Source organism: Streptomyces sp. MZ04 (genome assembly GCF_004684775.1).
In the GTDB taxonomy this organism is placed as follows: Bacteria; Actinomycetota; Actinomycetes; order Streptomycetales; family Streptomycetaceae; genus Streptomyces.
In genome coordinates this window covers 12,833-31,324 of record NZ_SRIC01000067.1, presented here as the reverse complement: position 1 = coordinate 31,324, position 18,492 = coordinate 12,833, and the positions used below count along the sequence as shown (strand labels likewise).

Genomic DNA, 18,492 nt, shown 5'->3' with positions numbered 1-18,492 from the left:
GGAAGAATCCGCGCGAAGCGCGGTCAGGTCGTCCACGGCCCGCAGGCGAAGGCGCCGAGGCCCCCGGCTACGGGACCCGCGCAGGAACCGCCTCGCGGAGGGCTGTGAGGACTCGGGAGATCGCCGCCCCCGCCGACGCCCCGCGACGGACCGCCGCCACCACATGGCGGCGAGGCCTGTCGGCGGAGAGTTCTCGCATCGTCACGCCGTCACGACGCGCCGCCGCCATCCTCGGCACGAGGGCCACTCCCATCCCCGCCTCCACCATGGCGAGGATCGCCGTCCAGCCGGAGGCGGAGTGCGCCTGCTCCGGGGAGAAGCCCGCGCCCTCGCACGCCGCCCGCGTGATCTCGGACCACGGCCCGCTCCCCCCGAAGATCCACGGCTCGCCCGCGAGATCGGCAAGCCGCAGCCCCTCGGCCGACGCCAGCGGATGATCCCCGGGCAGCGCCACGTCCAGCGGGTCGGCGAGCAGCGACTCCCGCGTGAAGCGCGTGTCCGCGTCGGGCGAGGCCGGCGCCTGAACGGCGAGGGACAGCGCCACGTCCACCTCCCCCGCCGCCAGAAGCTCGTACGCCTCCGCCGCCTCCGCCTCCCGTACCCGCACCGAGATCCCCGGCGCCGCCGCCCGCAGCGCCCGCACCGCCGGCACGACGAGCGCGGGCACGGCCGTCGAGAACGCCCCGACCCGCACCTCCCCGGCCTCCCCGTGCGCGTACGCCGCCAACTCCGCGTCCGCACGCTCCAGTTGGGCGAAGACCGCCTCCGCGTGCCGGAGGACCAGATGCGCCGCGTCCGTCAGACGCACCCGGCGCCCGTGCGCCTCGAGCAGCGGCACCCCCAGCTGCTTGGCGAGGTTGGACAGCTGCTGCGACACCGCCGACGGCGTCATCCGCAGCGCCTGCGCCGTCGCGGTCACCGTGCCCCGCTCGCTCAACGTACGCAGGATCTGCAGTTTCTTGATGTCCCACTCGCTCATGGAAGCCAACGTACCTACCGGGCCGCGCCGGTCAGCCCGCAGCATCGCCCCGCACCCCCGCGTGGCGCCGCGTCACCTCGCCCGGCCCGCGGAGCCCAGCACGACCCCGCCCAGGATCAGCCCCATGCACATGACCTGCAGCCACCCCATGGCCTCGCCGAGCACCGCGAAGGAGAGCAGGGCCACGCACACCGGCTGGAGGTAGTAGACGACTCCGGCGCGGGCCGCGCCAATGATCGAGATCGCCTTGTTCCAGGCGAAGAAGGCCACCGCCGACGACACCACACCGACGTAGAGGAGCGGGGAGACCGTCCCGGCCGTCGGCTCGAAACCGCCCTGGATGACATAGCTCGCCACGAACACCGGCAGCAGCATCAGCGCGCCGAGCACGAACGCCGCGAAGAGGAACGGCAGTCCGCCGATCTCGGCGGGCTTGCGCTTGAGCAGCGCGCTGTACGAGCCGAAGGAGATCGCCCCCGCGATCACCCACAGGTCGCCGACCGCGAAGTCCATCGAGAGGGAGCCACCCGACACCAGGATCAGGACGCCCGCGCAGGCGATCAGCATGCCCGTCACGCGGCGCGCCCCGAGCCGCGTGCCGCCGACACGTTCGTACACCGCCATCAGGACCGGTGAAGCGGCCATGATCATGCCCATGTTGCCCGCGGTGGTGGTCATCGCCGCCTGGTTCACCAGGGTGTTGTAGACGGTGATGCCCAGGAAGGACGCCAGGAGGAGGAAGCGGAAGTGCTCGCGGAGCAGGGCCCGTTGGCGCCAGGTCCGCCGTGCCGCGAACGGCGCCACGGCCACGATGGCGATGATCCAGCGCCAGAAGGCGTGCTGGATGGGCGGCACGCTGTCGTGCAGGGCCCGGGAGGTGACGAAGCTGCCCGACCAGACGACCGTGGCGAGCGCCGCGAGGGCGAGGCCGACGCCGATGGGGCGGGCGGCCCGCGCCGCGCCCTTCGGCTCGCTCGTCGTCGCGGTCGACGCGGTGGGGAGGGGGGGCCGGTCCAGGACAGTCACGTCGTATCCCTTGTCTCTCTCCCGGGCGGCCCGGGGGGTGTTGGTTGCCGGACTACCGTCGCACCCCCTTACCCGTCAGGTCCATCGAAACTTTTCGACTGCTCCGTTAAGTCGAACCGAACGGTTCTAGTCGGTTCCCCACTCCGCGAGCGCCGCCCCCACCACGCCCGCGTCCGCCTCCTCCGCCGCCCACGCCACGTACCCGTCGGGGCGGACCAGTACCGTCGTGCGCCGGTCGCCGGCCCAGTGCGCCACCACGGCACGGCCGCGCGAGGCCTGCTCGTGCTCCACGCCCTCCGGGACGATCAGTACGAACTCGCCCTCGCGCAGCGCCTCGTAGAGCCTGCCCTCCTTGAGCGCGACGTCCGGGACCCTGCGTCCGGTGAGGGCGTGGGCGCCCTTGGGTGCCGGGTAGGTGTAGCCGATGCCCGTGACCTGGCCGAGCAGCTCGGCGCGGGCCCGCGGGACGCGGTTGACGAACGCGGCGACCGCGGCGCGGGCTGCCAGCGTCCAGGGGCGCTTGGCCATCGCGAGCCGGACGATGCCGCCGCTGCTGCGCAGGACCGCCTTGCCGACGGGGTGCCGCTCGGCCTGGTAGCTGTCCAACAGCCCTTCCGGGGCGCGCCCTTCGACCGCCGCGGCCAGCTTCCACCCGAGGTTCGCGGCGTCCTGGAGGCCGGTGTTCATGCCCTGGCCGCCCGCCGGGCTGTGCACGTGCGCGGCGTCGCCGGCGAGGAACACCCGGCCGACCCGGTACGCGGGCGCCTGCCGCTCGTCGCTGTGGAAGCGGGACATCCAGCGGGCGTCGTGCATGCCGTAGTCGCGGCCGAGCGCGCTGCGGGCGATCTCCTTGACCTCGTCGAGGTCGAGCGGCTCGCTGTCGGGGACGTCGCGGGCGCGGTTCCAGCCGATGACGCGGTAGTAGCCGTCGGCGAAGGGCGCGATGAAGGCGAAGGCGTCACCGGCGGCGTTCACGGTGAGGATCGAGGCGGGCTTCTCGGCGAGTCTGACGTCGGCCAGGACGAGCGAGCGGATCACGGACTTGCCGGGGAAGGGCAGGCCGATCGCCTCGCGCACCCCGCTGTGCAGCCCGTCCGCGCCAACTACGTAGGCGGCCCGGCGCGCGCTCAACTCCCCTTCGGCGCCGCGGACTTCGAGGCGCACCCCGTCCGTGTCCTGCGTCAGGCCCGTCACCTCGGTGTCGTACTCGAAGCGCACTCCGGCGTCGTCCGCGCGCCGCTTCAGGACCTTCTCCACCTCGTACTGCGGCAGGACGAGGACGTGGCGGAAGCGGGAGGGCAGCTCTTCGAGGTCGAGGGAGAGGTGCCGGAAGATGCGCAGCGCGCCGAGCGCCTCCCCCTTGGCCTCCACCTCGTCGGCGAGACCACGGGCGTCCAGCTGCTCCAGGGTGCGGGCGTGCAGCACCATGGCGCGGGAGAGGTTGCTGATCCCGGGGGCGCGCTTCTCGATGACCGTGACCGGTACGCCCGCGACGGCGAGGTCGCCCGCGAGCAGCAGGCCGGTGGGGCCGGAACCGACGACGATGACGGCGGGGTCGGTGGTGGTGGTGCCCAGGTTCTCGGTCGTGCCGTTCATGGCTGCCTCCTGGTGCCAACGGTTGTTGGTCAACGTTTGTTGGTCAACGCTTGTTGGCTAACGTAGAACTGCCGCCCTGGACTGTCAACAGGTGTTGGCCTACGCTTGTTGGCATGCCTTCGACGCCCCCGGCCGCACGCCGTTCCGACAGCACCCGCGCCGCCATCGTCGCCGCGGCCCGCGAGCGGTTCGCGGCCGACGGGTACGAGCGCGCGACCATCCGCGCCATCGCCAAGGACGCGCGGATCGACCCGTCGATGGTGATGCGCTACTACGGCAGCAAGGAAGGCCTCTTCGAGGCGGCGATGACCGTCGACCTGCGCCTTCCTGACCTCACGCGCACGCCGCGCGAGGACATCGGGCGGGTGCTCGTGACCCACTTCATCGACATCTGGGACGAGGGCGACGTGCTCACCGCGCTGCTCCGCGCGGGGATCACCAACACGGCGGGCGCCGAGCGCACCCAGGCCATCTTCCGGCAGCAGCTCCTGCCGGTGGCCCTGAGCGTCTGCCCCGACCCCGCCGCCGCCCCGGCCCGCGCCGGGCTCTGCGCCTCACAGATCCTCGGCATGGCCCTGACCCGGTACGTGCTGCGGTTCCCGCCGGCCGTCGAGCTGACCCGCGAGGAGATCGCGGACTGGCTCGGCCCCACGGTGCAGCGCTATCTGACGGCAGAGCAGCCCTGAAGCAGCCCTGAAGCAGCCCTGAAAAACACGTAGGGGGCGCTCTTCATCGACGTACGTACGCATGCATCGCGTACGTCGATGAAGAGCGCCCCCTACGGAGACTCAGGAAGTGAAGTGCGGCGTCAGCCCTGCTTCTCCTGCTTGCGGGTCTTGTCACCGACCATCACGAGGCCCGCGATCACCAGGAACAGCACGATGGGCGCCACGACATAGAGGCCGAGCGTGTCGATCACGCTCAGGCCCGGACCCGGGTCGTCACCGTCGTCGCGATTGAGCGCGAGCGCGGGGGACGACATGAGCAGCATCATCAGCGTCGTACCGGAAGCCAGGGCGCCGGCGCGCAGGGCGTTCTTCTTGTCCACGGTGCCAACGTAGCGAACGGCTAAACGGGCCGCGCGCCCGGGGGTGCCGTATGGGGCTCTTTGCGCGTGCGGAAGACGTCCATGAACGCGTGCAGACGGGGTGACGCGGCCAGTTCCTCCAAGGTGACGGGGCGACCGTCGGCGTCCGTGATCGGCAGCCGCCAGTTCGGATACTCGTCCAGGGTGCCGGGGAGGTTCTGCGGGCGGCGGTCGCCGACCGCGTCCGGCAGCCAGATACCCACCATGCGGGCCGGGGTGGCGAGCAGGAAGCGGTGGACGGCGCGGATCTCGTCCTCCTCGTGTCCGCCGCCGCCCGGCAGCATGCCGAGCCGGGCGAGCAGCCCGAGCCACTCCCGCACGTCGGCCGCCGCCGCGACCCCCTCCACCTCCGCCGGGCGGGTCAACAGGCCCAGGTGGTGCCGGAGTCGGACGTGCTCGCCGGTGATGCGGGCGGCGGTGGACGGCAGATCGTGCGTGGTGGCGGTGGCCAGGCAGTCGGCTCGCCATCGCTCGGGCGGCAGCGGCCGCCCCGTTCCCTCCCAGTCCCGCTCGAACCAGAGCACGGAGGTGCCCAGCAGGCCGTGCCCGCGCAGGGTCTCGCGGACGCCGGGCGCCACGGTGCCGAGGTCCTCGCCGATGACGAGCGCGCCCGCGCGGTGCGCCTCGAGGGAGAGGACCGCGAGCATCGCCTCCGCGTCGTCATGGACGTACGTCCCCTCCGTGGGCGCGTGGCCTTCGGGGACCCACCAGAGGCGGAAGAGGCCCATCACGTGGTCGACGCGGAGCGCGCCCGCGTGCCGGAGCAGTCCGCGCAGGAGGGCGCGGTAGGGGGCGTATCCGGACTCGGCGAGGCGGTCGGGGCGCCAGGGCGGCAGACCCCAGTCCTGGCCGCGCGCGTTGAAGGCGTCCGGCGGGGCGCCCACCGACATGCGGGCGGCGAAGTGCCGTTGCCGGGCCCACGCGTCGGCGCCGCCGGGGTGCACGCCGACCGCGAGGTCGTGCACGAGGCCGATGCCCATGCCCGCCTCGCGCGCGGCGCGCTGCGCGGTGGCGAGCTGGGCGTCGGTGAGCCAGGCGAGGCGGCAGTGGAAGTCCACGCGGTCCATCGCCTCGCGGCGGGCGCGGGCGGTCGCGGACGAGGCCGGGTCCCGCAGCGGGGCCGGCCAGGTGTGCCAGTCGGGGCCGTGCCGCTCGGCGAGCGCGCACCAGGTGGCGTGGTCCTCCAAGTCCTCGCCGTGCTCGGCGAGGAACGCGTTGTAGGCGGCTCTCCGCCCGGGGCCGAGCGGGACCTCCGCGATCAGTTCGAGGGCTTCGAGCTTGAGCGCCCAGACCGCGTCACGGTCGATCAACTCGCCCTCGTGGAGGACTGATTCACGCAGGCGGGCGCCCTGCCGGGAGAGCGCGGCGACCTGGTCGCGGGCCTCGCCCCGCAGGTACGCGTACTCGGGGATCTCCTCGATGCGCAGATGTACGGGGTCGGGGAAGCGGCGCGACGAGGGGCGGTACGGCGAGGGGTCCGACGGTCCGTCCGACGGCTTGGGGACCGCGGCGTGCAAGGGGTTGATCTGCACGAACCCGGCGCCTGCCGCCCGCCCGGACCAGGCGGCGAGCTCGGCCAGATCTCCCAGGTCGCCCATGCCCCAGGAGCGGGCGGAGAGCAGGGAGTAGAGCTGGACCAGCAGGCCGTGGGTCCGCTCGGGCGGGGCCGGGAGGCGGTAGGGGGCGACGATGAGATGCGCGTCGGCGTTCTGCCCGCCGGGGACGGTGGCCCGCATCCGGTGCACGCCCCGCGGAAGCGGCGTCGGCGGCTCGCCCGGCGTCTTCCACTCCAGGCGCTCACCCTGCTCGGTGCGGACCGCCAGGCGTGTCCCGCCGGGCAGATCCGCCCAGGGCACGGCCTGCTCGGGCCCGCCCTGCCACACCACCAGCGTCGGCGGCAGCAGCCGTGCCCGCCGCTCGGCCTCGTACGCCTCGAGGGCGTCCCGGATCGCCTCGGGGGTGCTCGCGTCCACGTCCAGGGCGGCCAGGGCCGCGACGACGGCGGCGTCCGCGGCCGGGACCGTGCGGTCCGGGGACGGGGAGTAGGAAGTCGCCACGCCATGGCGGGCGGCGAGGCGTGAAAGCCCGGACGGTTCACCGGTGGCAGCTCCGGGTGGGGGCATCTAGACCCCCATGTAGTCCAGGCCCGAGGCCGTGCCGGTGGAGGTCGGCTCGCTGGTCAGCGGGGCGGCGTCGGCGAGCGGCGGCTCGCTGGTCAGGGGGGCGGCGTCAGCGAGCGGCGGCTCGCTGGTCAGGGGCGGTTCGAGGCAGCCGCAGGAGCAGGAGCCGTCGAGTCCCGAGTCGGGGTTCGAGACCTGTTTGGAGAGGGCGGAGAGGAGGAGATTCGCGGAAGCGGCCACGTGGGAGCTCCTTTTCAGGGGGCAGGTCATCGCAGCCCTACCCAGCGAGGGGGTTCGCAGACATATCCGTTGTATGAACGTGCGCGTACTCACATTCGTTTCCCCTAGGGCACGCCCCCCGCAAGATCTTCCTTTCCGGGGCGGCCCCGCGGCTGCGGGGCCGGAGAAGGGAGAAACCCCCCACAACCCCCACCGCCGTTGACACTCCCACCACCCAGGTGGTGGGCTCAGTGACACCCTGAGACAACAAACGCACCACACGTGATCATCACCACAAAAGACAACAAGGAGAGGGCCGTGCAGCTGCGGCGCAGGAAGGGCGCGGCCGCCATCGCCGTCGCCGTCATCGCAGGCGCACTCACCGGCGCCCCCGGCGCCGTCGCGGCCCCGGGCATCCCGGGACAGCCCGGCGCCCCCGCCACCACCCCGGACGACGACCGGGAGTCCGACGGCGCCCTCCCCCCGGTCTGGCCCCGCCCGCAGTCGATGACGGCCGCCGGAGCACCGGTCACCGTCACCGACGAGGTCCTCATCGTCACGGGAGCGACCGACGGCCACGCCCCGGACCCGTACGCCATGGAAGCCCTCCGCACGCTCCTGCGCGACGCGGGCGCCCGTGAGATCACCGAGGTGAAGGACGGGGAGCGGCTCCCCGTCGGCGGCGGCCGCCTGATCGTCCGTGTCGACGGCACCGGCGCCGACCAGGCCCTGCGCGCCCTCCGCGCCCGCGACCGCCGCGACCTGCCCTCCGGCGGCTACCGCCTCGCGGTGGGCCGCGTCGCCGGGCAGGAGACCGTCGCCCTCTCCGGAGCGGGCGACGACGGCCTCTTCCACGGCGTACAGACCCTGAAGCAGCTGCGTACCGGGAAGACCATCCCCGGCGTGAACATCCGCGACTGGCCGGGCACCGCCGTCCGTGGCATGACGGAGGGCTTCTACGGCACTCCCTGGACCCGCGAACAGCGCCTGGACCAGCTGGACTTCATGGGGCGGACCAAGCAGAACCGGTACCTCTACGCGCCGGGCGACGACCTCTACCGCCAGGCCCGCTGGCGTGAGCCGTACCCCGCCGGCCAGCGCGCCGACTTCCGCGCCCTCGCCGACCGCGCCAAGCGCAACCACGTGACGCTCGCCTGGGCCGTCGCCCCCGGCCAGGCCATGTGCATGTCGTCGGACAAGGACGTCAAGGCCCTCAACCGCAAGATCGACGCGATGTGGGCGCTCGGCGTGCGCGCCTTCCAGCTGCAGTTCCAGGACGTCAGCTACAGCGAGTGGCACTGCGACGAGGACGCCGAGACCTTCGGTTCGGGTCCCGAGGCCGCCGCGAAGGCGCAGGCCCGGGTCGCGAACGCCGTCGCCGCGCACCTCGCCGAGCGCCACCCGGACGCGAAGCCGCTCTCGCTCATGCCGACCGAGTACTTCCAGGACGGCTCGACCGAGTACCGCGACGCCATCGCGGACGCGCTGGACGGCGGCATCGAGGTCGCCTGGACCGGCGTGGGTGTGGTCCCCAAGACCATCACCGGGCGTGAACTGGCAGGCGCCCGCAAGGCGTTCGGCTCGCACCCGCTGGTGACGATGGACAACTACCCGGTCAACGACTTCGCACAGGACCGGATCTTCCTCGGCCCCTACACCGGCCGCGAGCCCGCCGTGGCCACCGGCTCGGCGGCGCTGCTCGGCAACGCGATGGAGCAGCCCTCCGCGTCCCGCATCCCGCTGTTCACCGCCGCCGACTACGCGTGGAACCCCCGCGCCTACCGCCCGCACGAGTCCTGGCTCGCCGCGATCGACGACCTCTCGGGCGGCGACACAAAGGCGCGGGGCGCCCTGCGCGCCCTCGCGGGCAATGACGCGTCCTCCGTGCTCGGCGCGGACGAGTCGGCGTATCTGCGGCCGCTGATGGACGACTTCTGGCGCGCCCGTACGACGACCGACAGGCCCCGCGCCGAGAAGTCGGGGCAGGCGCTGCGGGACGCGTTCACCGTCATGAAGGAGGCGCCGCGGCGGCTCGCCGACAGCGGTCTGGACACCGAGGTCGGGCCCTGGATCGAGCAGTTGGCGCGCTATGGCGAGGCCGGCGAGACGGCGGTCGACATGCTGCGCGCGCAGTCCAGGGGCGACGGCGCCGGCGCCTGGCGCGCCTCGCGCACCCTGGCCGGACTCCAGAAGGAGCTGAAGACCGCGCAGGTGACCGTCGGCAAGGGCGTCCTGGACCCCTTCCTGGCGCGGGCGCAGAAGGCGTACGGCACCTGGGCGGGGCTCGACAACGACGAGGCGTCGGACCGCGCGACGGTCCGCGTGCCCCGCGCCCGCCCCCTCGCGGCGGTGACGGCGCTGACCGACCCCGGCACCAAGGGCAGCGTCGAGGCGCACGTCCCCGGCGAGGGCTGGCGCCGCATCGGCGCCCTGTCCGCCAGCGGTTTCACGGAGGCCGAGGCCAAGGACGAGCGGGCGGACGCCGTCCGCGTCACAGTCACCGAAGGCACCGTCCGCCATGTCGTTCCCTGGTACGCCGACTCCCCCGCCGCCAAGTTCTCGCTGGCCCGCACGGAGGCCGACGCGGAGATCGGCGGCGGCCCGCAGCGCGTCACGGCCAGGCTGCTCTCGCTGCGCCCCGGAGATGTGAAGGGCGAGGTCACGGCCAAGGCCCCCAAGGGCATCGAGGTCCGCACCCCGCAGCGGTCCACGCTGCCGCGCGGCACGCAGGTGGACGTGCCGGTGGACGTGACCGTCCCCGCGGGCACGCGCTCGGGGACGTACGAGATTCCCGTCACGTTCGACGGCCAGACCAGGACGGTCTCGATCCGCGCCTTCCCGCGCACCGAGGGCCGCGATCTGGCGCGCGGCGCGAAGGCGTCCTCGTCGGGCGACGAGACGAAGGACTTCCCGGCGTCCGGCGCCAACGACGGCGACCCGAAGACCCGCTGGTCGTCCCCTGCCGAGGACGGCGCCTGGTGGCAGCTGGAGCTCGCGGAGCCGGTCCGGCTCGGCCAGGTGGTCCTTCGCTGGCAGGACGCGTACGCGGCGGGCTACCGCGTGCAGACGTCGGCCGACGGCAGGACCTGGCGCACGGCGGCGACCGTGAAGGACGGCAAGGGCGGCCGCGAGGCGGTCCGCATGGACGCGCGTGACACCCGTTACATCCGGGTGCAGGGCGACAAGCGGGCGACGCGCTTCGGTTACTCGCTGTGGTCGGTGGAGGCGTACGCGGTCGCCGACGACTGACGACCGCGTACACAAACACGTACGCGAACACCTACACGTACAACAAAGGCCCGGATCATTTGCTAGGCAGAAATGCCGTCGATCCGGGCCATCGCGTCGTCCGCGCCGAACGGCTGCAAGTACGGCAGCCAGCGCGGATCCCTATGCCCGGTCCCGATGATGCGCCACGCGAGCCCCGAGGGCGGCGCGGGCTTGTGACGCAGGCGCCATCCCAACTCCAGTAGGTGCCGGTCGGCCTTGACGTGATTGCAGCGGCGGCAGGACGCCACCACGTTTTCCCAGGCGTGCGGGCCGCCTCGGCTCTTCGGAATGACGTGGTCGACGCTGGTTGCGACGCCACCGCAGTACATGCACCGACCGCCGTCGCGGGCGAACAGCGCCCGCCTGGTCAGAGGAACGGGCCCCCTGTAAGGGACCCGGACGAACCGCTTGAGGCGGACCACGCTGGGTGCGGGGACAGTGCGCGTTGCGCTGTGCATGAAGGCGCCGGATTCCTCGAGGCAGAGAGCCTTGTTCTCCAGGACGAGGACGAGCGCGCGGCGGAGCGGTACGACACCCAATGGCTCGTACGACGCATTGAGGACCAGGACGTGCGGCACGGATGCCTCCTTGTACGCCGGCGGCGCGTGGCTCGCGCCGGGACGATCTGTAGCCAGTCTCCCCTCATGCCTGGTCCAAGCGCCACCATGTCCTGGTAACGGGCTCGGAGTGTTTTCGACCACACCTGTACGTCACCCTCATCTTCCCCAGGTGAACACCGTCTCTCCCTCGAACATGACAACGATCCACACACAATGCCCCGTTAGTGTGGTGTCTCTGCCCGGTGCATCTTCTGGGCAGACCGCTATGCCTGGAGGTACCTGCCGTGCTCTTGTCCGTCCTGTCTGCGGCCGGATCGGACCCGGACGACAAGTCGACGAAGCCCCCGACCCTGGAAGACGCCCAGGAGAGCGCGACGAACGCCGCGAGCTGGGTGGAGCAGAACTGGTCGACCTGGCTCAGCATCGGGCTCCGCATCCTGCTGATCGTCGCGATAGCGGTCGTCCTGCGGGTGCTGGTCCGCCGCGCCATCACCAAGCTGATAGACCGCATGAACCGCACGGCGCAGGCCGTCGACGGCACGGCGCTCGGTGGCCTCCTGGTGAACGTGGAGCGCCGCCGTCAGCGCTCGCAGGCGATCGGCTCGGTCCTCCGCTCGGTGGCGTCGTTCGTGATCCTGGGCACGGCCGGGCTGATGATCCTGGGCACCTTCCAGATCAACCTGGCCCCGCTGCTTGCCTCCGCCGGTGTGGCGGGCGTGGCGATCGGTTTCGGCGCGCGCAATCTCGTCACCGACTTCCTCTCCGGCGTCTTCATGATCCTGGAGGACCAGTACGGCGTGGGCGACTCGATCGACGCGGGCGTCGCGTCGGGCGAGGTGATCGAGGTAGGCCTCCGGGTCACCAAGCTGCGGGGCGACAACGGCGAGATCTGGTACGTCCGCAACGGCGAGGTCAAGCGCATCGGCAACCTCAGTCAGGGCTGGTCGACAGCGGGCGTGGACGTGACGGTCCGTCCGGACGAGGACCTGGAGAAGGTGAAGGCCACGCTGACGGAGGTCGGCGAGACCATGGCGAAGGACGAGCCGTGGAACGAGCGCCTGTGGGGCCCGGTGGAGATCCTGGGCCTGGACAGCGTGCTCCTGGACTCCATGGTGGTGCGCGTCTCGGCGAAGACGATGCCGGGCAAGTCGCTGGGCGTGGAGCGGGAGCTGCGCTGGCGCATCAAGCGGGCGTTCGACGCGACGGGCATCCGCATCGTGGGCGGCCTGCCGCTGCAGGCGACGGAGGAGACGGCCCCCGACCCCTCGGCGGGCATCGCGGCCCCCTCCGCGTACGCGTCCTCGACGTCCCCGCAGTCGATGGCGGCGTCACCGATCGCACCGCCGCCGAACCTTTCGAAGTAGAAGCAGGGTCGGTACGCGGATGGGGCGCCCGGAGGAACTCTCCGGGCGCCCCCGCCATTACGCGGCAGACGCGGGAGAGTCCTCCGCCTCTCCCCCTCCCCGTACGCAACCCGGGTCCTCGCACAGCGCCTCGTGCAGCAGGACCGAGACCACGGCCGCCTCAAGGCGCGACGGCAGCTCCAGCTTCTCGAGGACCCGTGCGGTGTGCGCCTTGACCGTCCGCTCCGCGATCTGCAACTCCCCCGAAAGTTCCGTGTTGTTCATCCCGGAGCCCAGCAACAGCAGCACCTGACGCTCGCGGCCGGTGAGTCGGTCGAGGCGGACGGTCTTCGCGATCGGGTCGCGTCCCGGGTCCCGGTATGGGCAGTTGAGGACGACCTGCTTCATCGATCCAGTTCTGAGCACACTTCCCCCATGATCAGCAAACTGTGAACTCATCAGTCGTTGATCAACTTAACTGATGGTACTGACATGAACACGCGATAGCCGGAAGGGGACCTGAACCCCGAACTGCCCCGCCGGGCAGTGCCCCATGGGTCACTGCCCGAAGATTCAATAGCCGGACGGCTGCGTGAATCCCTACGTTCGTGACGCCTCAACATCACGGAACACAGGGGAGATCTCGTGCGCATCCGCAACGTTCGTTCCACCACCGTCGCAGCCCTCACGGCTCTGGCCGTCGCCGCTCCGGTCGGCGCCGCCTTCGCCGACAGCCATGACGCGGCAGCGGCCAAGCCGGCCAAGCTCACCGTCAAGAGCTACCAGGCGTACCTGAAGCAGCAGAAGACCCCGGCGGCCCACAAGACCCTTGTGGCGTTCCGCGCACTGCCGAAGGGCAAGCAGGCCACGTTCGTCAAGCAGCTCCAGAACCGCGAGGCGTACTTGGCGCTCTCCGGCTCCAGCAAGGGCGGCATCAAGACCGGCGCCCGCAAGTCGACGGTCAGCGTCAACAAGGCCGTCTCGATCACCCGCGCGTCGAAGGTCGTCAGTGGAACGGGCAAGCACCGCCCCACCGCCATCTCCTACACGCTGACCGAGAAGATCTTCGGCATCCCGGTCACCAGCGAGCGGGTCACGGTCAAGTACCAGCTCGCGTCGAAGGGCAAGGCGAAGAAGATCGTCAAGCCGTCCGCGAAGTCCAAGGTGGTCAACACCAACGCCGCGATCGCCATCTCCGGCCCGAAGGTCGTCAAGACCGTCGCCAAGGGGTCCGGTGTCACCGCCCGCGCCACCTTCCGGGCAGTCCCGCAGGTGAAGTCGTTCGGCAAGAAGGTCGTCAAGGACGGGACCCTGCGCGCTTCCCACACGGCCGCCGGCTCCTACTGGTCGTACAGCCTCAACAACCGCTGATTTCGGCGCATTCACCTGACCGCATCGAGAAGAAAACGGGGCCTTTGATGAACATGGGACGCATAGCGAGAACCGCTGGTGTGGGTGCGGCGGTGGCCGCGATCGCCCTGAGCGCCACGGGTGAGGCGCTGGCGGCGAGCAACTGGCAGGACACGTGGAAGACCAAGGGCCACAAGCAGGTGACGGCCGCTCACCACGTCAGCAAGGGCAAGCACTTCCTGCACTTCGGCATCAAGGGCAACGGCCGCCACAAGTACACCGCCAAGGCGTACCGCGTCGTGGGTGGCAAGGGCGGCTCGAACGACGTCCTCATGCAGACCGTCAAGGACCGCGACCTGAACCGCTCGAAGATGGCCAACTGGAAGAAGTACCCGGCTGGTTCGTACTACATCGTCTTCAGCTACTCGGTGAAGGGCAAGAAGGCGTTCGGCGGCATCCAGTAGCCAACTGCCCCCCAGCCGCTCGCTGATGAGGACCCGCACGGTGTGCGGGTCCTCTTTCTCTCCCCGTCTCTCCCCCTGGCAGACTCTCTGATCATGAAGACACTGACGCTTCGTACGGCCACCGCTGTTTCCCTACTGGCCCTTGCGTGCGGGTGCTCCTCGGGCCCGTCCGCGGACGGCGGGAAGCGGGAGGGCCCCCTGAAGTCCTATGCGCCCGCCGAGCGGAAGCAGGCCCCGGCATGGTCGGGCAAGACGGTGGACAGCAAGAACATCGATCTCGCCGACTACCGGGGCAAGGTCGTGGTGGTCAACGCGTGGGCGTCGTGGTGCGGCCCCTGCCGCGTGGAGGCGCCCGGCCTGTCACGGGTGAACAAGGAGATGAAGAGCGAGGGCGTAGCCGTGGTGGGCATGAACGTGGACGCGTCCGTGTCCAACGCCCGCTCCTTCGAGCAGGACAAGAAGCTGTCCTACCCGAGCCTGTACGACCCGTCCGGCCGCAAGCTCCTCCACATGCCCAAGGGCCTTGCCATTCCCACGAATTACCCCTACACCCTCTTCTTCGACCGCAAGGGCCGCATCGCCGCGTCGTACATCGGCCCGATCGCCGAGTCGAAGGTGAAGTCGATAGTGACGCGGCTGACGAAGGAGTGAACCGGCAGTTGGAAAAGTAGCTGACAACCGGGCGGCCCCGGTACGAACACCAGCACCGGCCCAGCAAAGCCCCGCTCCCAGGTAACGACTTGGTTGCCGCCCCCGCCCCCGCTATTGACGCCCCCGTCACGCCGCAATACCTTCCTCACACCCAATAGGAAAGTTTCCTAACAGTGCGGCGCCGATACGGTCCGTACAGCACGAGTACGGCATGTGCAGGACGGCGCAAGGGCGAGGAGCAGTTCATGGGTGGCGCGACCGGCGGCTCTACACCAGGCACCCCACGGGTCCTCCGCGCGATGAACGACCGCGCCGCCCTCGACCTGCTGCTCGCGCACGGCCCCCTGTCCCGCACCAAGATCGGCAAGCTCACCGGGCTCTCCAAGCCCACCGCGTCCCAGCTCCTCGCCCGCCTCGAAGCGGCGGGACTGGTCAAGGCCACCGGCACGACCGAGGGCCGGCCAGGGCCCAACGCCCAGTTGTACGGGGTGAATCCGGCCGCCGCCTACGCCGCCGGACTCGACGTCAATCCCGACCGCATCCGCGCCGCCGTCGCCGACGTCACGGGCAAGACCGTCGGCGAGTTCCGGCTCCCGACGCCCGGCCGCCGCGCCGAACCCGTCGTACGGCAGGTGACCGAGGCCCTCGACGGCGCGGTGAAGGCCGCCGGGCTCACCCGTTCCGACGTGCACCGCCTCGTCATCGGCACCCCCGGCGCCTTCGACCCCAACACCGGCCGCCTGCGGTACGCCTCGCACCTGCCCGGCTGGCACTTCGCCACCCTGCTCGACGAGCTCGCGGCCGCGCTGCCGATGCCCGTCGAGTACGAGAACGACGTGAACCTCGCCGCGATCGCCGAGCAGCGGCTCGGCGCGGCGAGAGAGCATGAAGACTTCGTGCTGTTGTGGAATCAGGAAGGGCTCGGTGCCGCCCTCGTCATCGGCGGGCGGCTGCATCGCGGCTGGACCGGCGGCGCGGGCGAGATCGGCTTCCTGCCCGTCCCCGGCGCCCCTCTCGTACGCCAGGTCACCAAGGCCAACAGCGGTGGTTATCAGGAGCTGGCCGGCGCTCAGGTGATCCCCAAGCTCGCCCGCGACCTCGGTATCTCCCCCATCCCCCACGGCCCGTACGCCGATGTCGCCGCCGCCCTCGTCGCGCAGGCCGCCGCCGTCGACGACGGGCCCCACCGGCAGCTCCTGGAGACGTACGCGACCGGCCTCGCCACCGGTCTCGCCTCGCTCATCGCCGTATTCGACCCCGAACTCGTCGTGCTCAGCGGCTCGTTGCACACCGCCGGTGGCGAGCCGCTGCGTCAGCTGATCCAGGCCGAGCTCGACGAGCTGGCCGTCTCACGTCCCCGTCTCGTCGTCGGCGATGTCGCCGAACACCCCGTGCTGCGCGGCGCGTTGGAGAGCGCGCTCGCCGCCACCCGCGACGAGGTCTTCGACACCTCGCGCTGATCCCGTCGTCCCGCACTTCCCCCTGACGTAACCCCTCGTCCGAGCCCGTCCTGCCCAGGGAGTACCCCGTCATGCCCGAAAACAGCCGCGCGACCGCCGTCGCGCTCGCCGCGACCGCCTCCATGGTCCTGCTCGCGACCACCGCCTGTACGGGGCAGAGCGGCTCCGGCGCGAACGACGACGCGAGCAAAGAGACGACGATCAACTTCTGGCACGGCTGGAGCGCGCCGTCCGAGGTGAAGGCCGTCCAGGCGAATGTCGACGCCTTCGAGAAGGCGCATCCCAACATTCGCGTCAAGGTTGTCGGGAACATGAACGACGACAAGATCAACCAGGCGTTGCGGGCCGGGGGGTCGAAGGCTCCGGACGTCATCTCCTCCTTCACCACCAACAACGTCGGGAAGTTCTGTTCGTCGGAAGCGTGGGTGGACCTCAATCCCTTCTTCAAGAGGGACGGGATCGACCCCGAGAAGACCTTCCCGAAGACCATGAACGAGTACACGCAGTTCGAGGGCAACCGCTGCGCCGCCCCGCTCCTCGGCGACGCGTACGGCCTCTACTACAACAAGGACGAGTTCAAGAAGGCCGGCATCAAGAGCCCGCCGAAGACCTGGTCCGAATTCACCTCCGTCGCCAAGAAGCTGACCAAGGCGAAGGGTGACTCGTACGAGCAGCTCGGGTTCATGCCGAACTACCACGGCTACGAGACGACGACCGAGCACTACTTCGCGCAGTGGTCCCCGACGTACTTCGACAAGGACGGCAAGTCGAACGTCGCCAAGGACCCGGCCTTCGTCGACGGATTCACGTATCAGAAGAAGCTCGTCGACGAACTCGGCGGCTATCAGAAGCTGGAGAAGTACCGGTCGACGTTCGGTGACGAGTGGGGCGCCAAGCACCCCTTCCACACCGGCCAGGTGGCGATGCAGATGGACGGCGAGTGGCGGCTCGGCATGGCGAAGGAGGCCAAGGTCGGCTTCGACATCGGCGTCGCCCCGCTGCCCGTGCCCGACGATCAGAAGGAGACGTACGGCAAGGGCTATGTCATCGGCACCATCGCCGGTATCGCCGCCACCAGCAAGAAGCAGAACGCCTCGTGGGAGCTGGTCAAATACATGACCACGAACACGGACGCGGTCGTGGACTTCGCCAACGCCATCCGCAATGTGCCGTCCACGTTCGACGCGCTGAAGTCGCCGAAGCTGAAGTACGACCCGCGCTTCAAGACGTTCCTGGACATCGCCGAGAACCCGGACTCGACGACGACTCCCGCGTCGGTCAACGGAGGTCCCTACCTCGTCTCCGTCCAGAACCTCGGATTCGACTTCGAAAAGAGAAAGCAGAATGATCTGAAGGCCGGTCTGGAGAAGACCGCCGACGAGATCGACACGGACATCGAGCAGGCGAAGTAGCCGTCGCCCCGATGAATACCTACACGTTGCGTTCGAAGCGCCGTCGCTCGGCGCTGCGGACCGCCGCCTTCATGTCGCCCTGGCTGATCGGCTTCGCGGTCTTCTTCGCCTATCCGCTGATCTCGACCGTCTATTTCTCGTTCATGCACTACGACGGCTTCAAGCCGCCGACCTGGACGGGAACGGACAACTGGTCCTATGTCTTCGCCGACTACCCGCTCTTCTGGCCCGCGCTGCGCAACACGCTGTGGCTGGTTGTGGTCATGGTCTCCTGCCGGGTTGTCTTCGGCATCGGGATCGGGCTCCTCATCACCAAGATCAAGACCGGTGCGGGTGTCTTCCGGACTCTCTTCTATCTGCCCTATCTCGCACCGCCCGTCGCCGCGACCATGGCGTTCGCCTTCCTGCTCAACCCCGGTACGGGGCCCGTCAATTCGCTGCTCGGCGATCTCGGACTCCCCACCCCGGGCTGGTTCAACGACGCCGCCTGGTCCAAGCCCGCCCTCACGATGCTCGCCCTGTGGGGCATCGGTGACCTCATGGTCATCTTCATGGCCGCGCTGCTCGACGTACCGAAGGAGCAGTACGAGGCCGCCGAGCTGGACGGCGCCTCCTCGTGGCAGCGGTTCCGCTTCGTGACGCTGCCGAACATCTCGCCGATCGTGATGTTCGCGGTGGTCACGGGCGTGATCCAGACCATGCAGTACTACACACAGCCACTGGTCGCGGGGAAGGTCGCGTCCGGCGTGATCGGCGGCTCCGGGCAGCAGTTCGAGCCCGGCTACCCGGACAAGTCGACGCTGACGCTTCCGCAGCTCGTCTACAACCTCGGCTTCCAGCGCTTCGACTACGGCTCCGCCTGCGTGATCGCGCTCGTGCTCTTCGCCCTGGCCATGGCGTTCACCGCGCTTCTGATGCGGCGGCGCGGCGGCCTCATCCAGGCAGGTGACTGAAC

Annotated in this window: 17 protein-coding genes; 9 read left to right on the top strand and 8 right to left on the bottom strand. The window is 70.3% G+C overall.

What is annotated here, in order from left to right; all coding sequences use genetic code 11:
* Nucleotides 1-67: 67 nt before the first annotated feature.
* The 3 genes from E2651_RS16855 to E2651_RS16845 all read right to left on the bottom strand — a co-directional run bounded on the left by E2651_RS16855 (nucleotide 68) and on the right by E2651_RS16845 (nucleotide 3,601).
* Nucleotides 68-979, bottom strand: coding sequence for a LysR family transcriptional regulator (locus E2651_RS16855; RefSeq protein ID WP_135331969.1), 912 nt, complete (start codon nucleotides 977-979; stop codon nucleotides 68-70).
* A gap of 72 nt (nucleotides 980-1,051) precedes the next feature.
* Nucleotides 1,052-1,918 carry a DMT family transporter gene (locus E2651_RS16850; protein ID WP_245238901.1) on the bottom strand — a complete coding sequence of 289 codons (867 nt, stop codon included), beginning with the start codon at nucleotides 1,916-1,918 and terminating at the stop codon, nucleotides 1,052-1,054.
* 213 nt (nucleotides 1,919-2,131) lie between these two features.
* A complete protein-coding gene (locus tag E2651_RS16845; protein WP_135331967.1) occupies nucleotides 2,132-3,601 on the bottom strand; it encodes an FAD-dependent monooxygenase in 1,470 nt (489 codons plus the stop codon).
* Nucleotides 3,602-3,714: 113 nt separating this feature from the next.
* On the opposite strand from E2651_RS16845, the gene E2651_RS16840 reads away from it, so the two are divergent.
* Nucleotides 3,715-4,287 (top strand): TetR family transcriptional regulator, encoded by a 573-nt coding sequence (locus E2651_RS16840; RefSeq protein ID WP_135331966.1) that lies wholly within the window; start codon nucleotides 3,715-3,717, stop codon nucleotides 4,285-4,287.
* 122 nt (nucleotides 4,288-4,409) lie between these two features.
* On the opposite strand, the gene E2651_RS16835 is transcribed toward E2651_RS16840, so the two are convergent.
* Genes E2651_RS16835 through E2651_RS16825 form a run of 3 tightly spaced genes read right to left on the bottom strand, consistent with a single transcriptional unit; the run spans nucleotide 4,410 to nucleotide 7,048 of the window.
* Nucleotides 4,410-4,649 carry a hypothetical protein gene (locus E2651_RS16835; protein WP_135331965.1) on the bottom strand — a complete coding sequence of 80 codons (240 nt, stop codon included), beginning with the start codon at nucleotides 4,647-4,649 and terminating at the stop codon, nucleotides 4,410-4,412.
* A gap of 20 nt (nucleotides 4,650-4,669) precedes the next feature.
* Complete coding sequence (gene malQ, locus E2651_RS16830; protein WP_135331964.1) at nucleotides 4,670-6,811, bottom strand: 4-alpha-glucanotransferase; 2,142 nt, start codon at nucleotides 6,809-6,811, stop codon at nucleotides 4,670-4,672.
* On the bottom strand, nucleotides 6,812-7,048 hold the full coding sequence (locus E2651_RS16825; RefSeq protein WP_135331963.1) for a hypothetical protein: 237 nt from the start codon (nucleotides 7,046-7,048) through the stop codon (nucleotides 6,812-6,814).
* A 297-nt stretch (nucleotides 7,049-7,345) separates the two neighbouring features.
* Here E2651_RS16825 and E2651_RS16815 point away from each other — a divergent pair, with 297 nt between their 5' ends.
* Nucleotides 7,346-10,276, top strand: coding sequence for a beta-N-acetylglucosaminidase domain-containing protein (locus tag E2651_RS16815; protein ID WP_135331970.1), 2,931 nt, complete (start codon nucleotides 7,346-7,348; stop codon nucleotides 10,274-10,276).
* A 62-nt stretch (nucleotides 10,277-10,338) separates the two neighbouring features.
* Here E2651_RS16815 and E2651_RS16810 read toward each other — a convergent pair whose 3' ends face one another.
* Nucleotides 10,339-10,875, bottom strand: coding sequence for an HNH endonuclease (locus tag E2651_RS16810; protein WP_135331961.1), 537 nt, complete (start codon nucleotides 10,873-10,875; stop codon nucleotides 10,339-10,341).
* Between the two features lie 266 nt (nucleotides 10,876-11,141).
* On the opposite strand from E2651_RS16810, the gene E2651_RS16805 reads away from it, so the two are divergent.
* The gene (locus E2651_RS16805; protein WP_167828812.1) at nucleotides 11,142-12,221 is read left to right on the top strand and encodes a mechanosensitive ion channel family protein; all 1,080 of its coding nucleotides are present in this window, start codon (nucleotides 11,142-11,144) and stop codon (nucleotides 12,219-12,221) included.
* Between the two features lie 57 nt (nucleotides 12,222-12,278).
* Here E2651_RS16805 and E2651_RS16800 read toward each other — a convergent pair whose 3' ends face one another.
* Complete coding sequence (locus E2651_RS16800; protein WP_135331959.1) at nucleotides 12,279-12,608, bottom strand: helix-turn-helix transcriptional regulator; 330 nt, start codon at nucleotides 12,606-12,608, stop codon at nucleotides 12,279-12,281.
* Between the two features lie 237 nt (nucleotides 12,609-12,845).
* On the opposite strand from E2651_RS16800, the gene E2651_RS16795 reads away from it, so the two are divergent.
* From E2651_RS16795 to E2651_RS16770, 6 genes are all read left to right on the top strand, one after another.
* A complete protein-coding gene (locus E2651_RS16795; protein ID WP_135331958.1) occupies nucleotides 12,846-13,571 on the top strand; it encodes a hypothetical protein in 726 nt (241 codons plus the stop codon).
* A gap of 92 nt (nucleotides 13,572-13,663) precedes the next feature.
* Complete coding sequence (locus E2651_RS16790) at nucleotides 13,664-14,014, top strand: hypothetical protein (RefSeq protein ID WP_135331957.1); 351 nt, start codon at nucleotides 13,664-13,666, stop codon at nucleotides 14,012-14,014.
* 93 nt (nucleotides 14,015-14,107) lie between these two features.
* Entirely contained in the window at nucleotides 14,108-14,665 is a 558-nt protein-coding gene (locus tag E2651_RS16785) for a TlpA disulfide reductase family protein (protein WP_135331956.1), read from the top strand.
* A 245-nt stretch (nucleotides 14,666-14,910) separates the two neighbouring features.
* The gene (locus E2651_RS16780) at nucleotides 14,911-16,125 is read left to right on the top strand and encodes an ROK family transcriptional regulator (protein WP_135331955.1); all 1,215 of its coding nucleotides are present in this window, start codon (nucleotides 14,911-14,913) and stop codon (nucleotides 16,123-16,125) included.
* Nucleotides 16,126-16,196: 71 nt separating this feature from the next.
* Nucleotides 16,197-17,537 carry an ABC transporter substrate-binding protein gene (locus E2651_RS16775; protein WP_135331954.1) on the top strand — a complete coding sequence of 447 codons (1,341 nt, stop codon included), beginning with the start codon at nucleotides 16,197-16,199 and terminating at the stop codon, nucleotides 17,535-17,537.
* Nucleotides 17,538-17,548: 11 nt separating this feature from the next.
* Entirely contained in the window at nucleotides 17,549-18,490 is a 942-nt protein-coding gene (locus E2651_RS16770; protein WP_135331953.1) for a sugar ABC transporter permease, read from the top strand.
* The last annotated feature ends 2 nt before the right edge of the window (nucleotides 18,491-18,492 follow it).